General features: G+C 62.3%; 7 protein-coding genes. 6 read left to right on the top strand and 1 reads right to left on the bottom strand.

Annotation, left to right across the window (positions count from 1 at the left end):
- Positions 1–83: 83 nt before the first annotated feature.
- The gene (locus tag DK391_RS23445) at positions 84–1610 is read right to left on the bottom strand and encodes an AMP nucleosidase (RefSeq protein ID WP_109480379.1); all 1527 of its coding nucleotides are present in this window, start codon (positions 1608–1610) and stop codon (positions 84–86) included.
- Between the two features lie 220 nt (positions 1611–1830).
- On the opposite strand from DK391_RS23445, the gene DK391_RS23440 reads away from it, so the two are divergent.
- The 6 genes from DK391_RS23440 to DK391_RS23415 all read left to right on the top strand — a co-directional run bounded on the left by DK391_RS23440 (position 1831) and on the right by DK391_RS23415 (position 7073).
- Entirely contained in the window at positions 1831–2229 is a 399-nt protein-coding gene (locus DK391_RS23440; protein WP_109480378.1) for a hypothetical protein, read from the top strand.
- A 168-nt stretch (positions 2230–2397) separates the two neighbouring features.
- Complete coding sequence (locus tag DK391_RS23435; RefSeq protein WP_109480377.1) at positions 2398–3393, top strand: homoserine kinase; 996 nt, start codon at positions 2398–2400, stop codon at positions 3391–3393.
- Positions 3384–4196 (top strand): BPSS1780 family membrane protein, encoded by an 813-nt coding sequence (locus tag DK391_RS23430; protein ID WP_109480376.1) that lies wholly within the window; start codon positions 3384–3386, stop codon positions 4194–4196. The genes DK391_RS23435 and DK391_RS23430 overlap by 10 nt, the downstream gene beginning before the upstream one ends.
- A 142-nt stretch (positions 4197–4338) precedes the next feature.
- Positions 4339–4794: a MarR family transcriptional regulator gene (locus tag DK391_RS23425; RefSeq protein ID WP_109480375.1), complete on the top strand. Its 456-nt coding sequence runs from the start codon at positions 4339–4341 to the stop codon at positions 4792–4794.
- A 156-nt stretch (positions 4795–4950) separates the two neighbouring features.
- Complete coding sequence (locus DK391_RS23420; protein WP_109480374.1) at positions 4951–5370, top strand: organic hydroperoxide resistance protein; 420 nt, start codon at positions 4951–4953, stop codon at positions 5368–5370.
- A 188-nt stretch (positions 5371–5558) separates the two neighbouring features.
- Positions 5559–7073, top strand: a complete 1515-nt coding sequence (locus tag DK391_RS23415) for a deoxyribodipyrimidine photo-lyase (RefSeq protein ID WP_109480373.1) — start codon at positions 5559–5561, stop codon at positions 7071–7073.
- Positions 7074–7120 lie beyond the last annotated feature (47 nt).

Here is a 7120-nt window from a genome sequence, read left to right as displayed (position 1 = left end):
GCCGCGGCAAAGAAAAGTAGGTGCCGCCCCGCACAGGGGCAACGCTAGCAGACCACTAACAATGAGCGGACGCCAGCCCCCCCCTACTGAAACGCCACTTCCGCAAAACTCCGCAATTTCCGACTATGCAGCTTATGCAAGCCATTAGTCCGCAAAATCTCCATCGCCTTCACACCGATCTGCAAATGCTGATCAACCTGCGCGCGATAAAACTGATCAGCCATACCCGGCAGCTTCAACTCACCATGCAACGGCTTGTCCGACACACATAACAAGGTGCCATAAGGCACGCGGAAGCGAAAACCATTCGCGGCAATCGTCGCGCTTTCCATATCGAGCGCAATCGCGCGGCTTTGCGACAGGCGCAGCACCGGCTCGCGATGATCGCGCAGTTCCCAGTTGCGGTTATCGACGCTCGCCACCGTCCCCGTGCGCATCACCCGCTTGAGCTCAGCGCCATCGAGTTGCGTGACCTGCGCGACGCCACGCTCCAGCGCGACCTGCACTTCGGCGAGCGCCGGAATCGGCACCCACAGCGGCAGATCGTCGTCGAGTACGTGATCCTCGCGCACATAGCCGTGCGCAAGCACATAGTCGCCCAGACGCTGCGTATTGCGCAGCCCCGCGCAGTGACCGAGCATGATCCACGCATGCGGACGCAGCACGGCGATGTGATCGGTGATCGTCTTCGCATTCGACGGCCCGACGCCGATATTGACCATCGTGATGCCGCTGCCGTCCGCGCGCTTCAGGTGATACGCGGGCATCTGCGGCAGGCGCGGCGGCGCGTGGCCTTCGTCTTCCTGCTCGCCGAGATTCTCGTTGTACGTGATCACGTCGCCCGGTTCGACAAACGACGTGTACTCGCTGCGATAGGCACGCAGATCGGCGTCGTCGGTCTTCGCCATCATCGTGCGGCCGAGCTTCACGAATTCGTCGATATAGAACTGGTAGTTCGTATACAGCACGTAGTTCTGGCAATGCGTCGGCGAAGTCGCCGTGTAGTGCTTCAGCCGATGCAGCGAAAAATCCACCCGCGCCGCCGTGAACAGCGCAAGCGGATGCGGCTCGCCCGGCAGCGGCTCATACGTGCCGTTGACGATGCGGTCATCGAGCAGCGCGAGATCGGGCGCATCGAACACATCACGCATCGCGAGCAGACGCTCGCGGTCCAGATCGCCTTCGAGGTGAATGCCTTCGGCAAACGCAAAATGAATCGGAATGGGCTGATCGGACACGCCCACTTCCACCGACACATGATGGTTCTTCACCAGCAGCCGCAACTGCTCGCGATAGTAATTGCCGAACAGATCGGGCCGCGTGACGGTGGTTTCGAACACGCCCGGACCGGCGACAAAGCCGTACGAGCGGCGCGAGTCGACATGCGTGTTGGTCTCGGTGCGCACGCGCACGAACGGATAGCAGGCGCGCACGCGCCGGTCGAACGGCTCGTTGCGGCGATAGCGCGCAAACGCATCGCGCAGGAACGACGTGTTCGCTTCATAGATGGCGGAAAGGCGGGTGACGGCGTCGGTTGCGTCGTCGAATGCCTCGGTTGGGAACGCGTTGGCGGGCATATGCACCGCGCGTTGATTGGTCTCGTAGTTCATCTTCGTTCGCCTCGATTGATGCAACGACATTACCACGGAACCCGCGCTTTTCGATGAAGCCCCCGCCCGCGCCTGGTGCGTTTGCGTGCAGCCGCGCACGCACGACCATGCTTTCTGCAGTCCGCGCGGGAAGCGCGCAAAATAAGGCTATCGCCCGTTGCTCGCGCCCTTGGGCAGCAGTGGATTTGCTAGAATTGGGCCACCTAATCGGAGAAACACCATGAAGCCGCTCTTCCCCGTCGCCGTTGCGCTGATGCTTGCCGTCAGCAGCGCCGCGATGGCTGCCCAGTCCGAGCAGGACGCCAAGGCAGCCGCAGACGCCCAAGCTGCAGCCAACGAACGGGCCGGTCTGCCGGATCTGAGAGCAATCAACCGCCCCGCGGCCGAAGTCAGCTCGAAAGTCGAGATCAACCAGCCGCGCACCCCGAGCTTCTACGAACGCAGCGGCAACGGCACCGAAATCACCGAATATCGCGACAAGGGCAAGCCCGTCGAAATCGACGTGCGCTCGAACTTCGGCACGCGCTATCAGATGAGCGCGCCGACCGACACCTCGCCGCGCGTGTACGAAGCCGGCAAGCCGCCCGCGCGCCTGCCGTCCGTGAACCTGCATTACTGATCGACCCCGCTGGCGCGCCGCCCTTGTGGCCGCGCGCCGGCTTTGCGTCTGACGGGCCGAGCGCCGTACGCACTGTCCGGCGACACCCGCAACGACGCTTTCAACCCGCTTGCCCCGACCTCGCACTGGCATGACGCCAGCCGACCAACCTGATTCGACGTCCCACGCATGGCCGTTTTCACCGCTGTCACCGAAGCCCAACTCGCGCAATGGCTGCGCCACTACGATCTCGGCGAAGCCGTCGAGTTTCGCGGCATTACATCCGGTATCGAGAACAGCAATTTCTTTCTGACGACCACGCGCGGCGAGTACGTTCTCACGATCTTCGAGAAACTCACGGCGCAGCAGTTGCCGTTCTATCTCGATCTGATGCGCCATCTGGCGTCGCACCGCGTACCGGTGCCGGACCCGATGCCGCGCGACGACGGCGCGCTGTTCGGCATGCTCAACGGCAAGCCCGCGACCATCGTCACGAAACTGGAAGGCGCGCCTGAACTCGCGCCCGGCGTCGCGCACTGCGTCGAAGTCGGGCAGATGCTCGCGCGCATGCATCTGGCGGGCCGCGACTTCGCGCATCATCAGCCGAACCTGCGCAGCCTGCCGTGGTGGCAGGAAACCGTGCCGAGCGTCCTGCCGTTCCTGACGGACGCGCAGCGCACGCTGATCTCGGAAGAACTCGCGCACCAAACGGCGTTCTTCGCATCGGAAGACTACGCGTCGCTGCCCGAAGGCCCGTGCCATTGCGATCTGTTCCGCGACAACGTGCTGTTCGCTCATGCCGCGCCCGGCACGCACCATGATGTCGCGCTCGGTGGCTTTTTCGATTTCTATTTCGCAGGCTGCGACAAGTGGCTGTTCGACGTCGCCGTGACCGTCAACGACTGGTGCGTCGATCTCGCAACGGGCAAGCTGGATGACGCGCGCGTCGAAGCAATGCTGCGTGCGTATCAGACCGTGCGCCCGTTCACTGCCGCCGAAAACCGGCACTGGGGCGACATGTTGCGCGCGGGCGCGTATCGCTTCTGGGTCTCGCGCCTGTATGATTTCCACATGCCGCGCGCCGCCGAACTGCTCAAGCCGCACGATCCGGGTCATTTCGAGCGCATTCTTCGCGAGCGTCTCGCAGGCGCCGCACTCCCAGGCATTCATACCTCATGCAACTGATCGAAGTTCCGGCGAAAACCGGCTATGTGTGGTTCCGGCAAGGTATCTGGCTGTTCCGCAGGAACCCGCTTGCGTTTCTGACGCTGTTCTTCGCGTATCTGCTCGCGATGACGGCCATCTCGCTGATTCCCATCATCGGCGGCGTGCTGCCGCTCATGCTGATCCCCGGTGTGGCCGTCGGCTTCATGGCGGCATGCCGCGACACAATCGCGGGCAAGCCAGTGCTGCCCACCATACTGGTCGATGGCTTCCGTTCGTATGGCGGCCAGGTCGCCAAGCGCCTGCTGCTGCTCGGCGTGCTGTATATCGTCGCGATGGGCGTCGTGCTGGCCGGCTCCGCGCTCGCGGACGGCGGCACGCTGCTGCGTCTGATGATCAGCGGCGAATCCGTGCAGGCCGAAGCGGCCGCGAACGGCGACATCCTGCTGGCCGTGATGACGGCGCTCGCGTTCTACGTGCCCGTCGCGATGCTGTTCTGGTTCGCGCCCGTGCTCGCCGCCTGGCACGACGTGCCCGCCATCAAGGCGATGTTCTTCAGCATCGTCAGTTGCTGGCGAAATCGCGGTGCGTTCGCCGTGTATGGCGCGCTGTGGTTCGCGGTTGCAACTGCCGTGTCGTTCGGGTTGTCGCAACTGCTGGCGGCCCTCGGGGCCGGCGATCTCGCGCTGGTGATCCTGATGCCCGCGTCGATCATCGTGACAACGATGCTCTACTGCTCGTTCTACGCGACCTACCGCGGCTGCTTCGGCGTGCAATCGCCTGGTCAACCGCTGCCGCCCGCGTCGTCCACGCCGACTTCCTGACCAGTCATCGCTCCCTGTCCGTGCCGCTTCGGCGGTGCGGATTCTTCACGCTCCCGTGGCGTTTCGATGCAACGCGCCGTTGTTTTGCGGCACAATAGTTTGCACGCAATCCATTCGCACGCTTCGCTTCGAGGGGACGTCCATGACCCAGCGCACCGCTTTTCCCGTCACGCTCGACGAGCAACTCTGCTTCGCTCTCTATTCGACATCGCTGGCGATGACGAAAGCCTACAAGCCGATTCTCGACCGGCTGGGCCTCACCTACCCGCAGTATCTGACGATGCTGATCCTGTGGGAAACCGACGACGTCACCGTGAAAGACATCGCCGCGCGCCTGAACCTCGATTCGGCGACGGTCACGCCGCTGCTCAAGCGGCTCGAATCGCAGGGCTTTATCGAGCGTGTACGCGGCACGGAAGATGAACGTCTGGTCTTCATCCGGCTGACGAAAGCAGGCGTCGCGCTCAAGCGCAGCGCGCGCGACGTGCCGGAAGAAATCTTCTGCGCGATGCAGCAGAAACCCGATTTCCTGCTCCAGTTGCGCAGCGATCTTCAGCAGTTGCGCGGCTCGCTGAACGACTACCTCGAACTCTACTGACAACACGCACGTCGGCGCCTATCGTATCGATAGTCAATTTAGTTTGCACACTAATGATTTGTACGCTACATTTATGTCCATGCCAGCCCGACAGCGATGACACGAAGCACTGGCAAGCACAGACCCTATCAATGGAACCGGACAAGGAGCATCAAAATGAACGTACTCTACAAGGCAACGGCAACGAGCAACGGCGGTCGTGATGGCCGCGCTGTATCGTCGGATAACGCGCTCGACGTGAAGCTGGCCGCACCGCGCGAGCTCGGCGGCAACGGCGCCCAAGGCACCAACCCGGAGCAACTGTTCGCGGCCGGTTACTCGGCGTGTTTCCTGAGCGCGATGAAATTCGTCGCTGGCCAGCGCAAGCAGGCTGTGCCGGCTGAAACGACCGTGACGGCCGATGTCGGCGTCGGTCCGAACGACAACGGCGGCTTCGCGCTTGACGTCGAATTGCGCGTCTCGCTGCCCGGCCTCGACGCAGCAGCGGCGCAAGACCTCGTGAACGCGGCGCACCAGGTTTGCCCGTACTCGAACGCGACGCGTGGCAATGTCGACGTGCGCGTGAAAGTGGTCTGATCTGACCTGAACTGATCGTCCCTTCGTGACCAGCGCCCGCCTTTCGCGCGAAAGGTGGGCGCTGCTTCATTTTTGCGTCGGTTCCTGATGCTGCGGGCATTGGGTTTGCGGGTTGAGGACACTATCATCGGCGGTGGTTTTTTTGTCTCAACCTACGTCACCGCTGACGCATAACAACTCAACAGGCCATGACCCGCGCTTACCAGATCGACGCACACTTTCAGAACGGACTCGTATGGTTTCGCCGCGACCTGCGCACGGGCGACAACGCCGCGCTGTACTACGCGCTCAGGCATTGCGAGCGCGTCTGGTGCGCGTTCGTGTTCGACACGACGATTCTTCAGCCTTTGATCGATTGGGCGCACAAGCACGATGACCAGAAAGGGAAGGTGCAGGACCGGCGGATCGAATTCATTCTTGCGTCGCTGGAGGAACTGGATGCATCGCTGAAGAAAGGCGGCGGCGGTCTGATTGTGCTGCATGGCGATCCGGCTGAGGAAATCCCAAAGCTCGCCGCGCAGCTCGAAGTCGAAGCCGTGTTCACGAATCACGACTACGAGCCGGTTGCGATTGAACGCGATGAGACCGTGGCCGAACGGCTGGCTGATGAGAAGCGTCAGTTGCTGACGTTCAAGGATCAGGTGATTTTCGAGCGCGATGAACTGCTCAACGGACAAGGCAAGCCCTTCGCGGTATTCACGCCGTACAAAAACGCGTGGCTCAAGAAGCTGACACCTTTCGATCTGAAGCCGTATCCCGTCGAACGATACGCGAAAAGTCTCGCGCGGCCGCCGCACAAGCCCGAACACGCGTGGCCGACGCTCGGCAAAATGGGCTTCGCGCCCGGCAAGCTCGCGGAAGCGCAGATGTCGGCGGGTATGAGCGGCGCGCAGGCGCTGCTGGAAGATTTCCTGACACGCATCGATAGCTACGCCGACCGGAGAGATTTTCCCGCCGCGCGCGGCACGAGCCATCTTTCGGTGCATTTGCGCTTCGGCACGGTGTCGATCCGCACACTCGCAAGACTTGCACATCAGATGTCGCTGCAGCCTGACGGCCAGGGCGCCGCCACGTGGCTATCGGAACTGGTCTGGCGGGATTTCTACTTCATGATCCTCGCGCATCATCCACATATTGCGAAGGGCGAGTCGTTCAAGCGCGAATTCGACGCGGTGCGTTGGGAGACGGGCAAGCACGCCGATGCATTGTTCGCCGCGTGGTGCGAAGGACGCACCGGCTTTCCGCTGGTCGACGCCGCCATGCGGCAACTGAACCAGACTGGCTTCATGCACAACCGTCTTCGGATGGTGACCGCGAGTTTTCTCGCGAAAGATCTGGGTATCGACTGGCGGCGCGGCGAGCGTTACTTCGAGGAAAAGCTCAATGACTTCGACTTTTCAGCGAACAACGGCGGCTGGCAATGGGCAGCATCGACGGGATGCGATGCGCAGCCGTGGTTCCGGATCTTCAACCCCGTGACGCAATCGGAGAAATTCGATCCGCAGGGGCTGTTCATCAAACGCTTCGTGCCGGAACTGGAGAAGGTGCCCGCGAAGTGGATTCACGCGCCGTGGCAGGCGGACCGTGAAGATCTGCAGGACTGGGGTGTGGTGCTGGGGAAAGACTATCCGCAGCCGGTTGTCGATCATGCTGAAGCGCGCCAGAAGACACTGGAACGCTACGGCGTACTGCGCTCACGTTGAGCGCAGCGCTGCATGATCATGGCCGGCAAACACGCCGGCCTTGCTTG

The organism is Paraburkholderia sp. C35 (assembly GCF_003121405.1).
Lineage (GTDB): Bacteria > Pseudomonadota > Gammaproteobacteria > Burkholderiales > Burkholderiaceae > Paraburkholderia.
Note: the sequence above shows the minus strand (reverse complement) of the source record. Positions and strands in the feature narration are given on the sequence as shown.

What these genes read in the sequence shown, in the direction of transcription:
- DK391_RS23435 (WP_109480377.1), top strand. Translation starts at nt 2,398, where the DNA reads ATGGCCGTTTTCACCGCTGTCACCGAAGCCCAACTCGCGCAATGGCTG.
- DK391_RS23430 (WP_109480376.1), top strand. Translation starts at nt 3,384, where the DNA reads ATGCAACTGATCGAAGTTCCGGCGAAAACCGGCTATGTGTGGTTCCGG.
- DK391_RS23445 (WP_109480379.1), bottom strand. Translation starts at nt 1,610, where the DNA reads ATGAACTACGAGACCAATCAACGCGCGGTGCATATGCCCGCCAACGCG.
- DK391_RS23415 (WP_109480373.1), top strand. Translation starts at nt 5,559, where the DNA reads ATGACCCGCGCTTACCAGATCGACGCACACTTTCAGAACGGACTCGTA.
- DK391_RS23440 (WP_109480378.1), top strand. Translation starts at nt 1,831, where the DNA reads ATGAAGCCGCTCTTCCCCGTCGCCGTTGCGCTGATGCTTGCCGTCAGC.
- DK391_RS23425 (WP_109480375.1), top strand. Translation starts at nt 4,339, where the DNA reads ATGACCCAGCGCACCGCTTTTCCCGTCACGCTCGACGAGCAACTCTGC.
- DK391_RS23420 (WP_109480374.1), top strand. Translation starts at nt 4,951, where the DNA reads ATGAACGTACTCTACAAGGCAACGGCAACGAGCAACGGCGGTCGTGAT.